The following is a 1,814-nucleotide window of genomic DNA, read 5'->3' on the forward strand; positions in this document are numbered from 1 at the left end:
CGTTCGACGACGATACGAGCCTGTCCGTCGACGTCGACCGCAACGGGGCTGAAGCCGACGGTGAGGACGCCCCCGACGCGAACGACCCCACCGAGGTGACGGCCGCGCTGGTCGCCGACGCGGTCGCCGACGGCGGGCAGTGCCTCGCGTTCGTCCGTTCGCGGCGCGAGGCGGTCGACCTCGCCGAGCGGCTCGCGGACGAGGGCCTCGCCGCGGAGTTGGGGGTCGAGGAGGCGGCCGCGGCGGCGGCCGAAGAGGCCACCGACGTGGACGGCACGCTCACCGGTCGACAGCTCGCGGACTGCCTGCGCGCGGGCGTGGCGTTCCACCACGCGGGGCTCCGGTCCGGCCACCGCGCGGTCGTCGAGTCGGCGTTCCGCGAGCGCGACGTCGCCTGTATCTGCGCCACGCCCACGCTGGCGGCCGGGATCAACGTCCCCGCCCGCCGCGTCGTCGTCCGCGACCAGCGCCGCTACGGGGAGGGCGGCATGTCCTGGATTCCGACCTTGGAGGTCCACCAGATGTGTGGCCGGGCGGGGCGCCCGGGGCTCGACCCGCACGGCGAGGCGGTTCTCGTCGCCGACGCCGACACGCGCGACGAGGTTCACGAGCGGTACGTCGTGGGCGAGCCCGAGGCCGTCGAGTCGCAGTTAGCCGACCCCGCCGCGCTCCGGACGCACGTCCTCGCGGCGATAGCGACGGGGTTCGCGGCGACCGAGACGGAGATCCTCGACGTCTTCGAGGGGACGTTCTACGCCCGGGAGACGGGCGCGGGCGGCCTCGCCGACGCGGTCGCCGTCGCGGTCGACGACCTCGTCGCGGCCGGGATGGTCGCCCGGGAGACGGGCGGCGTCGAGGACTACCGTCTCGTCGCGACGGCGGTCGGCGAGACCACCTCGAAGCAGTACGTCCGCCCCGAGACGGGCGAGCGGATCGTCGCCGGACTCCGGGCGGCGGTCGAGTTGGCGGACGCGACGACGCTCACCGCCTTCGAGGTGATCTGCGACACGCCGGACATGCAAGACACCTACCTCGGCAACGCCGAGCGCGCCGACGTCTACCAGTTCGCCCGGACGAACGCCGCGCACCTCACCACGGACATGACCGAGCCGGACGACTTCGAGGGGTGGTTGGAGTCGGTGAAGACCGCCCGGATCTTAGACGAGTGGATCGGCGGCGCGACCGTCGAGGAGCTGGTCGAGCGCTACCGGATCGGCCCCGGTGACCTCGACTCGCGGGTCGAGCGCGCGGAGTGGCTCCTGAGCGCGGCCGAGGCGCTCGGGGAAACGATCGGCGTGCGCGTCCCCGCGGTGTCGCGGGCGCGGTCGCGGCTGTGAGATGCGATCGGTAGCGGCCGAGTCCGCCGCTCAGTCGGCCGAGCCGACCGCGCGGTGGAACGGCGTCCGGGCGATGGTCTGCCGGAGCTCCGCCAGCGAGTCGCGGCCGACGTCGCTCGCCGCGGACATCACCGCGAACACCTCCTGTCTGGACACCTTCACGCCGGTCTCGGTGAGCGCGTCCTCCGGGCGGCTCCCGAGCTCGCGGAGGGTGCCGACCGCGAGCAGGTACGGCACGGTCCACGCCTCCATCGTGTTCCCGTTCGAGAGCGGCATCGTCTCCAAGTACGCCTGCGCGTCGTCGAGGAACGAGCGGGCGTAGTCGGCGGTGCGGCCGACGACGCGCGCGGACGACTCGCGGTTCTCGGGGTGGACGACGCGCTCCTGGTCGACGCCCTCCGCTTCGAGCCACTCGGCGGGGAGGTAGACGTTGTTCTCCTCGGTGTAGTCGTCGTACACGTCCTTCGAGACGTTCAC

The 1,814-nt window shown here is 73.2% G+C and carries 2 protein-coding genes; one reads left to right on the top strand and one right to left on the bottom strand.

The features are described 5' to 3' along the window. A partial coding sequence (locus U4E84_RS16805; RefSeq protein WP_322533250.1) for a helicase-related protein occupies nucleotides 1-1,337 on the top strand: 1,337 nt, incomplete at its 5' end. A gap of 30 nt (nucleotides 1,338-1,367) precedes the next feature. Here the strand turns inward: U4E84_RS16805 and U4E84_RS16810 are convergent. Next, nucleotides 1,368-1,814: squalene/phytoene synthase family protein (locus U4E84_RS16810; RefSeq protein ID WP_322533251.1), on the bottom strand; the 447-nt coding region annotated here is incomplete at its 5' end.

This window comes from Halorubrum sp. AD140, from assembly GCF_034497445.1.
In the GTDB taxonomy this organism is placed as follows: Archaea; Halobacteriota; Halobacteria; order Halobacteriales; family Haloferacaceae; genus Halorubrum.